The organism is Pseudomonas sp. W15Feb34, from assembly GCF_023127765.1.
In the GTDB taxonomy this organism is placed as follows: Bacteria; Pseudomonadota; Gammaproteobacteria; order Pseudomonadales; family Pseudomonadaceae; genus Aquipseudomonas; species Aquipseudomonas synxantha_A.
The window spans coordinates 1-17,630 of record NZ_SPKN01000041.1; the positions used below are offsets into that span (position 1 = coordinate 1).

13 protein-coding genes and 4 tRNA genes are annotated in these 17,630 nt (G+C 59.6%); 7 read left to right on the forward strand and 10 right to left on the reverse strand.

Annotated features, from left to right (window positions below; translation table 11 throughout):
- Nucleotides 1–141: 141 nt before the first annotated feature.
- Entirely contained in the window at nucleotides 142–1,803 is a 1,662-nt protein-coding gene (locus E4O97_RS18890; protein WP_216090973.1) for a M24 family metallopeptidase, read from the reverse strand.
- Between the two features lie 78 nt (nucleotides 1,804–1,881).
- Here E4O97_RS18890 and E4O97_RS18895 point away from each other — a divergent pair, with 78 nt between their 5' ends.
- The 3 genes from E4O97_RS18895 (at nucleotide 1,882) to E4O97_RS18905 (ending at nucleotide 6,657) form a co-directional block, all read left to right on the forward strand.
- On the forward strand, nucleotides 1,882–3,372 hold the full coding sequence (locus E4O97_RS18895; RefSeq protein ID WP_248161945.1) for a PLP-dependent aminotransferase family protein: 1,491 nt from the start codon (nucleotides 1,882–1,884) through the stop codon (nucleotides 3,370–3,372).
- 113 nt (nucleotides 3,373–3,485) lie between these two features.
- Nucleotides 3,486–5,666 (forward strand): hypothetical protein, encoded by a 2,181-nt coding sequence (locus E4O97_RS18900; RefSeq protein ID WP_248161947.1) that lies wholly within the window; start codon nucleotides 3,486–3,488, stop codon nucleotides 5,664–5,666.
- Nucleotides 5,653–6,657, forward strand: a complete 1,005-nt coding sequence (locus E4O97_RS18905; protein WP_248161949.1) for an FAD-dependent oxidoreductase — start codon at nucleotides 5,653–5,655, stop codon at nucleotides 6,655–6,657. The genes E4O97_RS18900 and E4O97_RS18905 overlap by 14 nt, the downstream gene beginning before the upstream one ends.
- Nucleotides 6,658–6,753: 96 nt before the next feature.
- On the opposite strand, the gene E4O97_RS18910 is transcribed toward E4O97_RS18905, so the two are convergent.
- Both E4O97_RS18910 and E4O97_RS18915 read right to left on the reverse strand, forming a co-directional pair.
- Nucleotides 6,754–7,041 (reverse strand): hypothetical protein, encoded by a 288-nt coding sequence (locus tag E4O97_RS18910; protein WP_005786654.1) that lies wholly within the window; start codon nucleotides 7,039–7,041, stop codon nucleotides 6,754–6,756.
- Nucleotides 7,042–7,089: 48 nt separating this feature from the next.
- Nucleotides 7,090–8,193 (reverse strand): polyamine ABC transporter substrate-binding protein, encoded by a 1,104-nt coding sequence (locus E4O97_RS18915; RefSeq protein ID WP_103735101.1) that lies wholly within the window; start codon nucleotides 8,191–8,193, stop codon nucleotides 7,090–7,092.
- 136 nt (nucleotides 8,194–8,329) lie between these two features.
- On the opposite strand from E4O97_RS18915, the gene E4O97_RS18920 reads away from it, so the two are divergent.
- Complete coding sequence (locus E4O97_RS18920) at nucleotides 8,330–9,121, forward strand: helix-turn-helix transcriptional regulator (protein WP_216090970.1); 792 nt, start codon at nucleotides 8,330–8,332, stop codon at nucleotides 9,119–9,121.
- Nucleotides 9,122–9,199: 78 nt separating this feature from the next.
- Here the strand turns inward: E4O97_RS18920 and E4O97_RS18925 are convergent.
- The 4 genes from E4O97_RS18925 to E4O97_RS18940 all read right to left on the reverse strand — a co-directional run bounded on the left by E4O97_RS18925 (nucleotide 9,200) and on the right by E4O97_RS18940 (nucleotide 9,614).
- Nucleotides 9,200–9,275: transfer RNA gene (locus E4O97_RS18925), tRNA-Gly, on the reverse strand.
- Between the two features lie 3 nt (nucleotides 9,276–9,278).
- Nucleotides 9,279–9,354 (reverse strand) — tRNA-Glu (locus E4O97_RS18930).
- Nucleotides 9,355–9,459: 105 nt separating this feature from the next.
- Nucleotides 9,460–9,535 (reverse strand) — tRNA-Gly (locus tag E4O97_RS18935).
- Nucleotides 9,536–9,538: 3 nt separating this feature from the next.
- A tRNA-Glu gene (locus E4O97_RS18940) sits at nucleotides 9,539–9,614 on the reverse strand.
- A 369-nt stretch (nucleotides 9,615–9,983) separates the two neighbouring features.
- Here E4O97_RS18940 and E4O97_RS18945 point away from each other — a divergent pair.
- On the forward strand, nucleotides 9,984–10,742 hold the full coding sequence (locus E4O97_RS18945) for a hypothetical protein (protein WP_005786648.1): 759 nt from the start codon (nucleotides 9,984–9,986) through the stop codon (nucleotides 10,740–10,742).
- Between the two features lie 135 nt (nucleotides 10,743–10,877).
- Nucleotides 10,878–11,690, forward strand: coding sequence for an alpha/beta hydrolase (locus E4O97_RS18950; RefSeq protein WP_032877070.1), 813 nt, complete (start codon nucleotides 10,878–10,880; stop codon nucleotides 11,688–11,690).
- 35 nt (nucleotides 11,691–11,725) lie between these two features.
- Here the strand turns inward: E4O97_RS18950 and E4O97_RS18955 are convergent, their stop codons facing one another.
- The 3 genes from E4O97_RS18955 to E4O97_RS18965 all read right to left on the reverse strand — a co-directional run bounded on the left by E4O97_RS18955 (nucleotide 11,726) and on the right by E4O97_RS18965 (nucleotide 16,181).
- Complete coding sequence (locus tag E4O97_RS18955; RefSeq protein ID WP_216090969.1) at nucleotides 11,726–13,693, reverse strand: methyl-accepting chemotaxis protein; 1,968 nt, start codon at nucleotides 13,691–13,693, stop codon at nucleotides 11,726–11,728.
- Nucleotides 13,694–13,806: 113 nt separating this feature from the next.
- The gene (locus E4O97_RS18960) at nucleotides 13,807–15,219 is read right to left on the reverse strand and encodes a PLP-dependent aminotransferase family protein (RefSeq protein ID WP_078820740.1); all 1,413 of its coding nucleotides are present in this window, start codon (nucleotides 15,217–15,219) and stop codon (nucleotides 13,807–13,809) included.
- A 200-nt stretch (nucleotides 15,220–15,419) separates the two neighbouring features.
- Nucleotides 15,420–16,181 (reverse strand): SDR family oxidoreductase, encoded by a 762-nt coding sequence (locus tag E4O97_RS18965; RefSeq protein ID WP_032877073.1) that lies wholly within the window; start codon nucleotides 16,179–16,181, stop codon nucleotides 15,420–15,422.
- A 228-nt stretch (nucleotides 16,182–16,409) separates the two neighbouring features.
- Here E4O97_RS18965 and E4O97_RS18970 point away from each other — a divergent pair, with 228 nt between their 5' ends.
- Nucleotides 16,410–17,417: an NADP-dependent oxidoreductase gene (locus E4O97_RS18970; protein ID WP_248132379.1), complete on the forward strand. Its 1,008-nt coding sequence runs from the start codon at nucleotides 16,410–16,412 to the stop codon at nucleotides 17,415–17,417.
- The last annotated feature ends 213 nt before the right edge of the window (nucleotides 17,418–17,630 follow it).

Sequence of the window (17,630 nt, forward strand, 5' to 3'; positions counted from 1 at the left end):
AACATTTTCATCGCCTGAACCACCGCTTTCGCAGCCTCGCTGAAGCTCGACAACTCCCACAGGGGATTGGTGGTGTTGGGTTGATCTCGGTTGGCAGGGCTATCGCGACAAACACAATTCTCGGCAGCAATGGCAGGCTCTTCAGGCTTGCAACATCAACATGTCTTCAAAGAACCCACCCACTGGCTCAGTGGGATGGCACAACTGGATCTCCAGCACCCAGGCCATTTCGCTCGGTGGGATCTCCAGGTCAGCCAACTCCTTGCTTTCGAACAAGGCATGGGGGAAATCCGCAAGGCGATGCCCCGCCAGATTGCGTGCCAGCCTCCAGCCTTTCGACACGGCGCTCTGTTCGGCGAAGTCGTAGAGCTCGCGCCCGGTCAGCCCACGCAGCCACGCTTGGCGGGTCTCATCGAACACCTCATGCAACGCAGTCCTGCACGCCAGATGCAGCGGCAACTCACCGAAGATGAACGTGTCGCCGTAGTCGCCTTCATAGCCGTCCCATACCGGCCCCAGGTCGACCACGACGATATCGCTGGCGCGCAGTTTGCGCTGACGATCAACACCTTCGCGGGAGGGCCGGATGGTGTCGGGGCCAAAGCGAATGTAAGTCGGGTGCCAGGTGTGCGAGGCGCCCATGGCCGTGAGTTGCTGGGCGGCCATCTCGAGGGCTTCGCTGGTGGTCATGCCGACCGTCAACCGGCTGGCGATGGCCGCCAGGGCGCGTATGGATTTTTCTCGCGCCGCCAACATCCCGTCCAGGGAATAGCGCGGGCCGACTTTTTCCCAGATCGGGTCGAACGACAGCAATACCGCTTGCGCGCTTGACCGACCACTGCCGACAAACGCCTCTGCGACAAACCGATGGCTCGGCAACCCCGCCTCAACGCAATGGGCACGCACCTGGCTAAGCATGGGGCCGTTACCACACGCATAGACCTGGGCCGCCTCCCAATGATGCCCGTGGCTCAATGCAACCTCCTGCACCCGCCCCTCGGATGATCGCACCGAATGCCAGCGAAAACGGGGGTGCTCGAGCATCGATTCATCCAGAAAGGCGCCGTCATAAAAGTCGGTTGACTGCGCGCCGCCCCAATACAACGTCACCTCGACATTGCGTTTGAGCGCGGTCAACAGGATCGGCTTGATGCCCGCGTAACCGGTACCCGTGGCAAACAGCACGACGGGCGCTGCGTCATCGTCCTGCCAGGTGCAGGCGCCAAACGGTCCTTCCAATTGCATCCGCGCCCCCACGGCCAAGCCATCCAGTACGCCCTCGGAAAAGTACCCGCCGCGCACCCGACGAATCTGGAAGACCAAACGCCCCTCGTCCTCTGTTGGCAGGTTGGCAACCGAGAAGCAACGCGTGTCGCCGTCTGCCAGGTGGAACTTGAGGTATTGGCCAGCTCGCACCTTCAACGGTGTATCGGGCTTGAGCATCAACTCAATGACATCAGGCCCGAGCGCGCGCTTGCCAATAACCTGAGCGCCAACGACCAACGCAGGTGTGTCCAGGGACCAGCCGGGAATCTCCAGGCGCATGTCGGTGCAGGCATGGCTCTGGCAAAGCAACATTTCATTGGCGGCCAGGGGGTAACACGGCGCCGGCGCATCCGGCGCCAGGCGCTTGGCCCGGTACTCACCTGCGGCGACCACCACCTTGCAGGAGCCGCACGCGCCGCGGCGGCACGAGAACGGCACGGCCAGGCCGCTGGCAAGCATGGCGTCGAGCAACAGTTCGTCGCCGGTCTCAAAAGTTTTTCCCGAGGGAGACAGTTCAATGACATGGCGTGTGTTCATAAAGACCTCGGGGTAAGTGAGGCCTGGATTGTTACGCTAGACTAGGACCATTAAAACCTCCAGTTTTGGATACTTCAGATGGTCCAGTTGCGTAAATGGCGCCCCCTGCTCAAGCTTGACGACGACACCCGCCAGGCGTCCTATCGCAAGATTGCCGAAGGCTTGGTCACCGCGATTGTCGAAGGGCGCCTGCCGCCTGGGACGTTGCTGCCGGGCACACGGGAAATGGCACAAATGCTCGACGTCAACCGCAAGACGGTGATCCTGGCCTATGAAGAAGCGATGACCAAAGGCTGGCTGATCAGCGAGCCGCGCCGCGGCACATTCGTCAATGCGCAACTGGCGCCAAAGCCCCCGCCCTGTGCGGCGCAACCGTCTTTCGCCCCACTGCTGCTGGACCAGCCGGTGGTACCGTATTTCAACCATAACGCCCAGGTGGTCGCGCTTCAGCATCGGCACAGTGCGCTGTTCTTCGACAATGGCACCAGCGACCACCGCTTGCTGCCCCAGGCCGTGTTGCATCGCTACTATCGCCATGCGCTGCGTAACAGCTTCGCCTCCAACACGGTGCGTTACGGCAGTGAGGGCACCGGCTATCAGTTGCGCTGCGCCCTGGCCGAGATGCTGCGCAATAACCGCGGGCTGACAGTGACTGCCGAAAATATTTGCCTGACCCAGGGCACGCAGATGTCCCTGTACCTGAGCGCCAGCCTGCTGATCAAGCCTGGCGACGTGGTACTGGTGGAGCGTTTGAGCTACCCGCCGGCGTGGGAAATTTTCCGCAAGCTCGGCGCGCAGTTGGTCACGGTCGACATCGACGATGAAGGTTGCCGCACCGACCAGGTCGAGCGCTTATGCCGCGAGCACACGGTGCGCCTGATCTACCTCACGCCCCACCACCAATTTCCCACCACCGTGAGCCTGCATGCCGCACGTCGACAACACTTACTGGCATTGGCCGCGCAACATGACTTTTGCGTGATCGAAGAAGACTACGACCACGAATATCACTTCAGCGGCCGCCCTTACCTGCCGCTGGCCAGTGACCGCGGCCAGCGCCATGTGATCTATATCGGCTCGTTATCCAAGGTGCTGGGCTCGACGTTTCGTTGCAGTTACATCGTGGCCCCCACGCAAGTGATTGAAGCCCTGCAGCGCAATGCCGCACTGATGCTGGGCGATGCCGATGCGGTCGCACAGACCATGCTGGCGGACTTGATCAATCACGGTGAGTTGAAAAAACACCTGCGCCGCGTTTCGAAGGAATACAGGGCGCGCCGCACCGTGCTGCGCGACTGCCTGGACCAGGCATTCGGTGAGCGCATACAGATACGCGAGCCCGAAGGTGGCTTGGCGCTCTGGGTTCGTTTCGAGGATAGCCTGGACGTGGATCGCTTGGTGCACACCGCCTTGGAGCATGGGCTGGTGGTACGCAGCGGTCGTCAGTTTTCACCCAGCGACCAAGCGGAAAACGCACTGCGCCTGGGCTTTGCCTCCCTGGACAGGGATGAGATCCATCACGCAACACAACGGCTGGCGCAGGCTATGAAAGCGATGGATAGGCGCTGAACGCGTGATGGCCCGGTGCAACGGCTCCTTTCCCGCTTACCTAGCCGTTCGGTCAGTTACCGCGCCGCCCCCTTTAACGTACCCTGGCCTCTGAACCTGTCGGAGCACTCGGGATGTCGCTGATCAATGCTGTCGAACGCGCCTGCACACGCCTGGCTCCCACCGGCTGGCGTGATCTGTTGCTGCACCATGGCTTGGACATAACCTCGACAACCCTGCGCGATGAACTCGCCAAACCCCTGCTCATCGATCGTACCCAGCCCGGCTTTGAGGACTTTTCGGCCGATGGCGTACGTGGCGTCGAGCCTGGGCACCCGGCCGCCAGCCTGCTGTTTCATGCATTCGCCTCGCCGAATGTGAACCTCGGAATCAACGGCAGTGCACTCACAGCCTTCCCTACCCCTGCTGAAACCGAACACATCCTTAATTATGTCTACGGTGCCAATCCTCCCAGCATGGAGGTTTTGCGGCTGGCCGCCGGTGATGCAGAGCTGGCGATTGCCGTGTTTGCCTATGAATACCGCCCCTGCCCCGAGACCGTGCATGGGCGCCAGGCCGACCTGTGCTTTTCCCGCACCGGAATCGCCCGGGTCGGTACGGCGCCAGCGCTGTATGACCCGCAACGCAGGGGCTTTTTGCCCTTTGTCGAGGACCAGCCCAATCAAATGCGCGTTATCCCGGCGCGCTACGGCGCGTTCATAGCGGCACGGCATGTGGGTCAGCCCGAGCGGTTCGGCCCGATGAATGCTCAATCCATCGACCATGATCTTGAGTTCTGGGTGCCCTTGCATAAGGTATTCGATGGCGATGAGTGCGTGGCGGGTATGGACCTGAGCGTTCAGTTGGTCAATCACCAGGTCAATGAAAAGATCGGTCAAATCCACAGACGCTTTCGCAATACCGGTTGGCAAGAGCCTGACATTCTCAACGCACCGTTCGTCATTACCGAGGGGTTATGTCATTGGGCGGATATCGATGGCTTTGCACCAGGCTTGCTGGTGCCCAACGCCAAGGAGCGGCTGGTGCAGCTGACTCACTACCAAGGTCGACCGTTGTCCTTCATGATGCCCCCGGGCACCGGCGGCCTGGTGCATGGGCGCCATCATGTGCGTGACGACGGCTCGATTGAAGACCTGAATCAACGTGAGGATGTCGATGCCATCGTCAAGGCCGGAGGCTACCGAGCCTTACACTATCAGGACGCAATGGCCGATGGCTGGGTGCGCGCACTCTGTCCAGCACTGGAACTGCAGAGCATCGCCGCCTATTCGATTATCGGAGCACCGGATTTTTACCCGTTGTGTGGACAACGGGAACTCAAGCAATGGTCCAGCGACCCGCAGGTTTTTCCTTGTCCTACCCCACCCTGTCCGCAGGTATGGCACACGCGAGTCAACCCACTGTCCGATGTGCGGTTTTTCATCAATCAATCGCTCAGGGGCGGTTATTTTTCCGCTGAAGACCGCGGCGCCACTGCGATCGTCTCGCACCCCCAAACGTCCACGACTCCAAGCCCCGGACATCCGGCGGCCTATGCCCAGCGACAATCCTGCCTGCCGGATTTCGCCAGCGGCGTCTTCGGGCCTGGCTGGGAAGTCGGCCGTGGTTTGGTAGATGCCCCATTCACCAATATGCTGTGTGGCTATCAGTTAGCCAGCCCGTTCACGGAAGATGCACGCATCTGTGCTGCGCTGGGTTCGTACTGGCCAGGGGTGGCGCCTGATTCAACCCGTACGTTCGAACCACGCAATGTCTCTGCTACGGTCATCCCGCTGACTGACAACGAAATCGGCCTGCTAGACCAGCCTGCCTGGGATGGGCGTAGCGGCCCCTCACTGATCGAACTGGAGGGGCGCACGCTGGTTCAATACCAGGCTTATGAATACGGCGACTACACCCAGGCCGCGCTGGATGGCCGGATCTCACTGGCCGCGACCGGGCAGACCAGCACCAGGCAGTACCATCAGCGTGTCCTGGGCATGCGCCGCGCCTATCAAGCAGTCGGTGCGGGCTCAGACAGCGAGCAACGAAAACGCTGGCCGCTGCTGTCGTTTTTTCAGGTGCAATTACCGGACGAAGCTTTCGAAGTCGCACAGCAAGAGGCCGGTTTGCGACTGGAAGGCGAGGTGGCGTACTACAGGCTTTACAAACACGGCGCGATCAGCACCCCAGCGCATGACTTCAAACTTCGTCATGTGGAAATAGAGCAAGAGATCGAACTGTATATGAGCCAGGACGCGCTGCTTATCCGCCGGGACGGGGAGCTCTGGCGACACCTCGATGAGTCACTTTGACGTCGTTGTTGTCGGCGGCGGCCCGGCTGGCTGCGCTGCAGCAATCCACTGCGCACAGCGAGGGCTACGGGTAGTCCTGCTGGAGAAGACCAGTTTTCCCAGACACCGGCCAGGAGAAACACTGCACCCTGGCGTTGAGCCGCTGCTGCGCCAACTGGGGATCCCCCCCCAGAACTGCCACCGCCACACGGGCCATTGGGTTCACTGGGATGGCCCGCCTCGTTTCCAGGCATTCAGCGCAAGTGGCGACGAGCAATGGAGGGGCTTCCAGATTCCGCGAGCGTTACTCGACCAGCAATTACTTGAACAGGCACGCAATCTGGGCGTGCAGATCGTTCATCTCAGACATCCGAGCCGGGTATTGCTGGAGCAAGGTCGTGTTCAAGGCGTCCAGGCGCAAGCAGCACAATGGACCGGGCAATTTGTAGTAGATGCCACTGGGCATCACGCCTGGCTGCAACGCCAATTGAAAATACCCTTGCGCCGTTTTTCACCGCGGTTGGTCGCACGTTACGGCTACTGCGAAGACAGCAACCTGCCGGATGAAAAACTCGGGCTGTTTGCCCACTCAGACGGCTGGCACTGGATTGCCCGTATCAGCCCAACCTGCCTGCACTGGACCCAACTGGCGTTTGCACAAGACGTGCCGCACCGCCTGATACCCAAGGCATTGGAGCCACTGAGGATGATCGGCCGGATTCGCGGAGCAGATGTCTCGTGGCGACTGTGCCGCACGACAGCCGGGAGCGGTTATTTTCTAGTCGGTGACGCCGCTGCGACGCTGGACCCGTGCGCCTCTCACGGCGTGGTCAAGGCATTGATATCCGGCATGCAGGCGGCCTCGGCGATTATCGATTGTCGGTCCTGGCCGGCTGGCGAAATGACAGTGCAAGCGGCTTATCAGGCTTGGGTAAAAAAAACCGTCGAGCGAGACGTGCTCGCCCTACGTCGCTTCTATCGAGCCCACCCTTATCCACCTGGCTGGCTATGAGACGACCAACGAGCCCCAGCGCCGTAGCCAGTGCAATATGCCTTACATGGATATCCTGCGATCAAGCTTTGCTTTGCATAGGCGCTGCGCAGGGCGTTATCCACGATGCCTGCGCAACAAAGGCCAGTTGGACGCGAGTGCTCCGGGCTCATAGTCTCGCCCCCTGACCCGTACCAGGTCGGGGAATTCAAGCAACAATGCGCGATTCCCCCTGCCGATGTGCTCCATCACCGCCAGGGTGATGTTTTCTCGCACCATGCCCGTCGAGACGTAATACATGGCCCAGGCTTGTTCCGGCGTGCAGAGGCCGATCTGCTCTTCAATCTCTTTGTACGCTTTGTAGTCGTCTGACTCCAAATAACACTGATCACCGCCTTGGCGCATGCTGTTGCCCTCCCCGGCCCCTGGGTCAACCGCCCAATAGGCCTACACTCACGTACCGCTCTTGACCTTGGTCCAGACCCGGGTACGAATACGCTCCGCCTTCAACGGCAACGGCTCAAGCGGAACCAGCGTGGCCATGGTCTTTTTATCGGGATAAATCCACGGGTTATCGCGCAACTTCTGCTCGACGAACTGCGTGGCATCTTTATTGGCGTTGGGATAGAGCATGTAGTTGGAAGTCTTGGCAATCACCTGGGGGCGCAGCATGTAATTAATGAACTCCAGCGCAGCCTTGGGGTGCCGAGCGTCTTTGAGCAGTACCCAGTTTTCAGACCAGACCAATGCGCCTTCTCGAGGCAGGCTGTAGGCAATCTTGCGTCCGCTGTTGGATTTTTCATTGATCGCCTGCGCAGCCAGCGCACCATTGGCCCAGCCTACAACTGCGCAAATATTGCCGTCAGCCAAATCGGTGTCGATTCGCGAGGAATCGAAATAGAGCACGTAGGGACGGATTTTCAGCAGCAGGGCCTGGGCCTTCTGGTAATCCTCAGGGTTGGTACTGTTGCTGGGCAGCCCCAGGTAGTGCAAGGCGATCGAAATGATTTCGCTGGGCGAGTCGAGCATGGCCACGCCACAGGCCTTGAGCTTGCTGATATTTTCTTCTTTGAAGATCAGATCCCAGCTGTCCACCGGGGCGTTATCACCCAGGGCGGCCTTGACCTTGTCCACATCGTAGCCAATGCCGGTGGTGCCCCAGACGTAGGGTACGGCGTAGCGATTACCAGGGTCATTGACCGCCAGCAGAGACAGGATATCGGGATCGATATGCGACAGATTACTCAGTTGCGAGCGGTCCAGCTCTTGCAACACCCCCGCCTTGATCAGGCCGGGCAGCACATTGGAAGTAGCCACGACCAGGTCATAACCGGTGCGCCCGGCCATGACTTTGCTCTGCATGGTTTCGGCGCTGTCGAAGGCATCCATATGCAGCTTGATGCCGCTTTCCTGCTGGAACTCCTTCGGGGTTTGCGGCTCGAGAAACCCGAACCAGTTATACAGATACACCGAAGATTGCGCGGCGCTGGCCGGCGTGCTGATGGCGGCGCCAAGCAGCGAGGCTAAAAAAATAGCTCGCAAGTGTGATCGACTCATATGACTATCCCTGTTACCCGAAGCGCCTTCATGGCTATCGTAAGCTCGGGGTGAATATACCGGGCGTTGTCGAATAGTAAATACCTACAAGTACTTAGCTCCGGCCTGCAAATCCCTAACCCTAAAGGGGTAGAACATGTCGCTTGACCTTCACAACCTGGCTTGGCACCGATCGGTTGGCAAACTGATCATGCAGCTTGATCGACCAGAGTTCTGGAGCTCATTGATTCGCGTATTGAATGAATATGTGCAGATAGACAACTGGGTTGTGCTGGTTTTCAGCGATCACGCCGTGCGGGTGATCAGCCTGCCGGAGGTGGCGGACAGCGAAGAAGTGGATGCCTTTATTCATCGGTATGTGAAAGGTCTTTACCTGCTGGACCCGTTTTATATCGCTAATCGGGAAAACCCGCAGAGCGGGTTCTTCCATCTGCTCGATATTGCGCCGGAACACTTTCTTGAAACCGAGTACTACCAGCAATATTTCGCGCAATACATCTCGGTCGATGAGGCGCAGTACAACGTGCAACTCGATGCCGACAGAACCTTGTGCATGTCGTTTGGCAGTAACGTGCGCTTCACCCAGGCGCAAGTCACGCTACTGGACATGATCAAGCCGTGGGTGACGGCAATGATGCATCAACGCATGTGCTTTGAAATTGACCCACAAAAGAACATCGCCGAACCGGCCCCATGGACTGAGGTGCTGACCCAGTTGGGCACACAAATAACAGCACGCGAGAAAGACGTGCTGAAGTTGCTGCTCAGCGGTTTTTCCAACAAGGAAATCGCCGGGAAGCTGGCGCTGTCGACTGAAACCATCAAAGTTCACCGCCGCAACCTCTACAGCAAGCTCAATATCAAATCGCAGTCCGAACTGTTTGCCCGATTTTTTATGCCAAGGCCGCAAGCCCATGCGGCCGTTTGAACGCGGCAAAACCGTATCTGGCCAAATTCAGCACAAACAAAAACGCCGATCATTTCTGATCGGCGTTTTCGTTGAATATGGAGCGGGAAACGAGACTCGAACTCGCGACCCCGACCTTGGCAAGGTCGTGCTCTACCAACTGAGCTATTCCCGCAAATGGCGTCCCCTAGGGGACTCGAACCCCTGTTACCGCCGTGAAAGGGCGGTGTCCTAGGCCACTAGACGAAGGGGACACGCTACTGAAACACATGGTGTGTATTTCAGTGCCCAGAGGCCTCGTCCGAAGACTTGGTCCTGGTTTCACTCAATGCCGCCCGAGGGCCACACTGCTTGTAAATTGGAGCGGGAAACGAGACTCGAACTCGCGACCCCGACCTTGGCAAGGTCGTGCTCTACCAACTGAGCTATTCCCGCAAATGGCGTCCCCTAGGGGACTCGAACCCCTGTTACCGCCGTGAAAGGGCGGTGTCCTAGGCCACTAGACGAAGGGGACACACGTACAACATTCACTCCCTACCGCGTTTCGCTGTGTGCTTTACGCTGTAAGTGGCGCGCATTCTATGGATGGATTGAAAGGTCGTCAACCCCCAAGGATAAATTTATTTAAATCAATGACTTCGCCATGGTTTGCCGGCCCGTGCGGGCATTGTCGCCGCTGGAGCCTTGGCGCCTATATTCTGGCGTTCAACAAGGCGTTATAGTCTGCCTGGGCAAATGATGGCAATGTGCACCCATTCGGAAGCGCTTACCTATATAGAAGAAACTACCCGGGCAACTGGTCGATCGGTCCTATCCGCCGGGTGCCCCAGTCACTACACTCCACAGCAAACCCTATAAAGAGGTCACACCGGTGACACCACTCATGATCACCCTGCTGGTAATAGCCGGGATCGTAATACTGATCGCCATTGGCTACATGAACCACGTGGTGGAAAACAACAAGCTGGAAAAGAAGCGTACCGAGATCGAGCTTAACGATCGGCTGCGTCGCTGCGGTGAAATCACCGAGACTTTCCCCGGCCAACTGATGACCCCGGCGCTCAAACTGTTGCTGGCTCGCCTGGAACTGAACGTCAACCAGCGCCTGTTGAACCTCAATAAGTCCAGCGCGCCAATCAAGGCACGTATCAGCGAGCTGAATGCGTTGATCGCCCAGGGCGAATCGATTCCGGTGGCCAACCCACCTGCGCCGATCCAGACCGAAGCCAAGGCCAAGGACGTGCGCTTTTTGCTCGAAGCCCTGCACGGCCAAGTCACCCGCGCAGCCCAGGACGGTTTCCTGCCAACCAATGAAGCCAAGCACTGGATCAAGGAAATCCGTCATATCCTGGTACTGCTGCATATCGAGTTCTTCAACAACCTCGGCCAACATGCCCTGCTGCAAGGCCAGCCCGGCCAGGCGCGCCTGGCGTTCGAACGCGGCGTGCAGTACTTGCGCAAACAACCGGAACCGGTGCTCTACAGCGCACAGTTGCAACTGCTGGAGTCACAACTGGCCCGCGCCAACTCCACGGTGCTGACCAACAGCCAACCGGCAGAAGACGAAGTCAACGAGCTGACCGAAGGTTTGAAGGTCGTCGATGCCGACGCCGAGTGGAAAAAGAAAGCTATCTACGACTGACAGCCCAGTCAATAACGTGGGAGGGGTGTCAGTTGGATGGCACCCTCACACCATATGCCATCACTTTGCATCTATCCCCCCGCCCCCGACTAGCGTAAAAAAGTGCCCCTCACTCCGTGAAGTTAGAGGCCTGCTATGCCTGTTGCCGTGATTGATGGACAACCGCTGCATTACCTCGACCAGGGCAGCGGCCCGGTCGTATTGCTTGGTTCAAGTTACCTGTGGGCTCGCGACATGTGGACGCCGCAGATTGAAGCGCTGTCCCAGCAATACCGTGTAATAGTCCCCGAGCTGTGGGGCCATGGCGAGTCGGGCCCGATGCCCACGCAAACCCGGTCCCTGGATGATCTGGCTCGCCAGGCCCTGGCGCTGCTGGATCACCTGGACGTCGAGCAGATCAACCTGGTGGGCCTGTCGGTCGGTGGCATGTGGGGCGCGCGCCTGGCACTACTGGCGCCCGAGCGCATCAACAGCGTGGTGCTGATGGACACCTACCTCGGCGCCGAACCTGAAGCGACTCGCCAGTATTATTTCTCGCTGTTCAAGATGATCGAAGACGCCGGCGCCATCCCCGAGCCGCTACTGGATGTGATCGCACCGATCTTCTTTCGCCCGAACATCGACCGTGAATCGGCGCTGTATCAGGACTTTCGCAAATCCCTGCAGGGATTCCCCCGCGAACGCCTGCTCGATAGCATCGTACCGCTGGGCCGCCTGATCTTCAGCCGTGAAGATATCCTGGAGCAATTGCCGCGTCTGGACGCCGACACCACCCTGATATTGTGCGGCGAGCAAGACACCCCCCGCCCACCTGCCGAATCCGAGGAAATGGCCGGACTGATTGGTTGCGACCTGATCCTGATCCCCGAGGCCGGGCATATCTCAAGCCGCGAAAACCCGGACTTCGTCAACGAAGCACTGCTGACCTTCCTCGCCAACAACGCCTGACCCCCTTCGCCTTGCTCGCCGCACCCCAGCGGCGATCACAGGCGGAAATGCCCCACCATCCCCTGGAGTTCCACGCCCAACTGCGCCAGCTGGACGCTTGATGCTGCATTGCCTTGCATACTCAGCGCCGAATGATCGGCACTTGCCCGAATACTGGTGACGCTGCGGTTGATCTCTTCGGCCACCGAGCTTTGCTCCTCGGCGGCGGCGGCGATCTGTTGGTTCATTTGCTGGATCAGTGACACGGCGGCCGCAATGCTGCCCAAGGCACTTTCGGTTTGCAGGGCATCACCGACCGCCAGTTTCACCAGTTCGCCACTTTGCTGGATCTGCTGCACCGACGACTGCGCCGCACTGCGCAAGGTGCTGACCAGCCGTTCGATCTCCTCGGTCGATTGCTGGGTGCGCTTGGCCAGGGCCCGTACCTCGTCGGCCACCACGGCAAAGCCACGCCCCTGCTCACCGGCACGCGCCGCTTCGATGGCGGCGTTCAAGGCCAGCAGATTAGTCTGCTCGGCCACGCTATTGATCACGCTCAGCACGGCGCCAATGTTCTGGATCTCTGCGCTGAGGCTTTCGATACTCGCGCTGGCACTGTTGCTTGACGTGGCCAGCAATTCGATACGCTGCAAGCTCATGCGCACCACCTGCTGGCCGCTGTCGACCTTGGCATCCGCCGTCTGTGCAGCTTGCGCCGCTTGCTCGGCATTGCGCGCCACATCGTGCACCGTGGCGGTCATCTGGTTCATCGCCGTGGCAACCTGTTCGGTTTCTTCCTTCTGACTGTTGACCTCGTGGTTGGTCTGTTCGGTAACGCTGGACAGCGAATGCGCGGAACTGGCCAATTGTTCAATGCCGGCCTGCAACCCGCTGACCATCTGGCTCAAACCGCTGCTCATCTGCTGCATGGCTTGCATCAATTGGCCAATTTCATCGCGGCGGCTGACCTCCATGCGCCCGCTCAGGTCACCCGAGGCAATCTGCTGGGCCACGGCGATCACGCTGCGCAACGGCGCAACGATCAAACGGGTAATCAGCCAAGCAGCAATCAAGCCCACCAGCAACGCCAAGGCCGAGGAAGCGATGATCAGCAGCGTGCTGCGCTGCAACTGCGCCTGCATGGACTGATCTTCAGCGGCGTACGCCTGATTGACCTGGCTGACCACTTGCTCGGCGCGATCATGCAGTTGCGTATAGACCAGCTTTTCCTGGGCCAGCAGCCCGATGTACTCGCCGAGCTTTTCACTGAATGACGCGATATGCCCGCTGACTTCGTTGAGTACGGTCTGGTAGCCCGCGTCCTTGACGCTGGCTTTCAACTTCTCGACCTCGGCCAGGGCCTGGTCGGCCTGCTCGATCTTGCCCTGTGCGCCGTCGTCTGTTTCAGCCTTGCGGCTCTGATCCAGGCGCACTCGCGCTTCGTTCATGGCTTGCAGCATCAGGCGCGACACCTGGCTGACCTGCCCCGCCTGCTCGATAAACTCGGCGCCCTCCTTGCCCTGGCTTTCCTTGAGGCCATAAGCGCCGTCGTCGGCGAGGCCGGCTTGCAACACGTCCAGGTTATTGGCCACGCTGGACACCGACCAACTGGCCATTTCCAGCGCCAGATCCTTGGCCTGGGTCAAGTCGACGAACTCGTCAAACGCCTTGCGATAGGCAATCAAAGCTTGCTCGACATCACTCATCACTCGCTCGTTGACGGCGGACCGGGCCTTGAGGCTGATGGCCTGGGCCAGCAATGCGTCAACACTGCCATGCAGGGCGTCAACAGCCTTGGGGTCGGCGTGCAGCGCGTAGTTCTGCTCGATCACGCGCACCTTGAGCAGCTCGCTATTGAGCGAAGACATCTGTTTGAGGCCATCAAAGCGCTGACCGACGGTGTGCAGGGCCCCTACACCGATCGCCGCTACCAGGGCCGTCAGAAGGAGTACCAAGGTAAAACCCAAGCCCAGTTTTTTTGCCATGCCAAGGTTGGCGAATCGTCGTTGCACGCCCCAAATCATTGCACTTGATCCTCTTGCAATGGCAGATGCCATAAGCCAGGTTTACAAGCAGTGAGAGTGGCAACCCCAGGGCACTGAGCACAAGCCGCTGGCGCCGCAATAATGGCAAAAAGCTACACGCCCGTCGTTTTCAGAATGGTCGAGGTCGATCTGGTCGGCCCCATGGCACGGAACAACGCCAGTGCGCGCTGATCCCCTGCATAGGCCACATTGATGCGTAGCCAGTCGCTACGCTCCCCGGTGGGGCTGAACAGCGCGCCGGGCGACAGCAGCACGCCGAGCCGCCGTGCACAGGCCTGCAGCCGCGATGGGTCCGGGATGCCCGGTCGCGCCCACAGGAACATGCCCCCTGCGGGAACGGCAAAGACCTGCCACTCTTCATCCTCCAGCACCTGTAAAGTCGCAGCCATCTGCGCATTCAGGTGCTTGCGCAGGCGCTGCACCCACTTACGGTAAGTGCCGTTGCTCAACAAGGTTGCCACCATGGCTTCGGCAAAGCGCGAGGTGCCGAGCCCCGTCAGGGTCTTGAGGTGAGCCAATTGCGCAATGAGCGTGGCACTGGCGCAGAGGTAACCCACGCGCAGGGCGCTGCTCAGGGTCTTGGAAAAACTCGACACATAGATCACCCGGTCATTGTGGTCCAGCGCCGACAAGCGCGTGCAACTGGCATGTTGCAGGTCGCCGTAGACATCCTCTTCGATGATCAGGAAATCCCGCTCTCGCGCCAGTTCCAACAACCGCTGCGCCACCGAACGGCACAGGCTGGTGCCGGTGGGATTGTGATAAAGGCTATTGATGAACAGGCACTTGGGCCGATGGGTTTGCAGCAATATCTCCAAGGCTGGGATATCCGGGCCGCCACGGGCGCGCGGAACCTCCAGCAGCGTGACACCCTGCAACGCCAACTGGCGATAGAGGTTGCCATACCCGGGTGTTTCCACCACAACCTCATCACCAGCCTTGAGCAAGGTACGTATCAGCAAGTCCTGGGCATGGCTGACGCCATGGGTGGTGAGAATACAGTCCAGGCGGGTGGCTATGTGAATCTGGGTCAGACGCTTGAGCAGTTGTTCGCGCAGCACCGGCAGCCCCAAGGGCGTACTGTAATTGAACAAGGCCCCGGTATCGGTACGACTGAGTTCGCGGATCGCATAGCTGATGTCATCGCTTTCGCGCCAGGCGTCCGGCAGCCAGCCGCATCCCAGCTTCAGCTCGCCCAGCGGGCTATCGGTAAAAGCGCCCCACAGTTGCTCCGCGCCTTCGTACCAGTGGCGTTCCTGGTCAGTGGCGGGTTGCGCCACCACAAAACCCGAGCCGTGCTTCGGAGCCAACAGGCCCTGGGCCACCAACCGCTCGAACGCCTCGATCACGCTGGACTGGCTCAGCAGGTTGTCGAGGGCCAGTTGCCGAATGGACGGCAAGCGCGTTCCAGGGCTCACTCCTTCCTTGCGAATCCAATGGGCCACCGCGCTGACGATTTGCTGAACAACCGGTACCAGGGCTTGTCGATCGATCCCTAAATCCATGAGCCACTCACTTCAACTGTTTGTTAACCCAAAACAGTTAAGCACAGAAGCCCGCCAAAACTTGCTGCCAAGTTTTATTAAAGTATTGATTTTATTGGATTATTTACCTACTGATACATATTCGAACACGGCCCACTGCCCCCTATGGAAACGCCCCACAGCACCTCGCCCTATTTTCGAATGCCGTGCGACTTGCCGTCCTAGATCGCCGTCGCGCCGCCATCCACCGCCAGGGACTGGCCGGTGGTAAAGGCGGCACCATCACTGCACAGGTACAATACGGCGCTGGCGACTTCCTCAACCTTGCCGATGCGCCCGACCGGATGCATGGCCGCCGCGAATTCGGCTTTGCGCGGGTCGGCCTCGTAGGCGCGGCGAAACATGTCGGTATCGATCACGGCAGGGCAGACCGCGTTCACGCGGATCTTCTTTTTCGCATACTCAATGGCTGCCGACTTGGTCAGGCCGATCACTGCGTGTTTGGACGCCGCATAGATGCTCATCTTCGGCGCCGCCCCCAGCCCGGCCACCGATGCCGTGTTGACGATTGCTCCGCCGCCCTGGGCCAACAACAGCGGCAACTGATACTTCATGCACAACCAGACGCCTTTGACGTTAACCCCCATGATGGCATCGAACTCATCCAGGCTGCCGTCGGCCAGCTTGCCTTTCTCGATCTCAATCCCGGCGTTGTTGAAGGCATAGTCCAGTCGTCCATAGATGGCGACCGTCTGCGCCATCAATTGCTGTACGTCCGTTTCGAGCGTGACGTTGCAACGCACAAACACCCCTTCGCCGCCGGCCTGGCGGATCAGCGCAACAGTCCCCTCGCCCCCCGCCACGTCGAGGTCGGCAACGACCACCTTCAAGCCTTCGGCCGCGAACGCCAGCGCAGTGGCGCGACCAATACCCGCGGCGGCGCCGGTTACCAGGGCGACCTGGCCAGAAAATGTCATGCTCATGGGAACTGTCCTATGGGAGTGGTAACGGTGGCGCGAGTCTAGCCAACACAGGGATCAGCGCGTCAGCACTATCAGACGGCGGGTTAGCGCTGCATGAATCGCAGTGATAAGTCTACCGGGATGGTTATCAGCGATGCCTATCGACGGGCATTCGCCTCCCGCAGACAACCTTGCCCTGGCGTCACTGAAGGGCTATCACTCATGATTCATTTCCAAAGAGTCCTTGCCATGACCGCCCAGACCAACCGCCAATTCCTGCTCGCCAAACGCCCGGTCGGTGCGGCCACGCGAGAGACCTTCACCTACCAGGAAGTGCCGGTGGGCACGCCTGCCGACGGCCAGGTCCTGGTACGCAATGAATACCTGTCCCTCGACCCGGCCATGCGTGGCTGGATGAATGAGGGCAAGTCCTACATCCCGCCGGTCGGCATCGGCGAAGTGATGCGGGCGCTGGGCGTCGGCAAGGTGATTGCCTCGAACCATCCGAACTTCGCGGTGGGGGACTACGTGAATGGCGCCCTGGGCGTGCAGGATTACTTCCTCGGCGAGCCCCGTGGTTTCTACAAGGTCGACCCCAAGCTTGCGCCCCTGCCCCGTTACCTGTCTGCCCTGGGCATGACCGGCATGACGGCTTACTTCGCCCTGCTGGAGACCGGTGCGCCGAAAGCCGGTGACACCGTGGTCATTTCCGGCGCCGCGGGTGCCGTGGGCAGCATCGCCGGGCAGATCGCCAAGATCAAAGGCTGCCGCGTGGTGGGGATTGCCGGCGGTGCCGACAAGTGCAAGTTCCTGCTCGATGAGCTGGGCTTTGACGCCGCCATCGACTACAAAAGCGAAGACGTACCTGCCGCCCTCAAACGCGAGTGCCCCAAAGGCGTGGACGTGTATTTCGATAACGTCGGCGGCGATATTCTCGACGCCGTGCTCAGCCGCCTGGCACTCAAAGCCCGCGTGGTGATTTGCGGCGCGATCAGCCAATACAACAACAAGGAAGCCGTCAAAGGTCCGGCCAACTACTTGTCGTTGCTGGTCAACCGTGCGCGCATGGAAGGGTTTGTGGTGATGGACCACGCGGCGAACTTCGCGGCGGCCGGGCAGGAAATGGCCGGCTGGATGGCCCAGGGCAAGCTCAAGAGCAAGGAAGATATTGTCGAGGGGCTGGAGACCTTCCCGGAAACGCTGATGAAGCTGTTCAGCGGCGAGAACTTCGGGAAGTTGATACTAAAAGTCAGCTGACACACGGCAGATCTAAATGTGGGAGGGGGCTTGCCCTAGGCTTTTGTAGGAGTGAGCTTGCTCGCTCCTACAGAGGGCGATGTACGCTTGACTGACTGGCATTAGGGCTTGCCCACGATGACCATGCTGACTCGCTGCTTGCTCTTGCTCTTGCTCTGCTTTTGATCTTAGGCGCCCCGTTAAACCACGCTGGCCGGAATTCGACAGGGATTT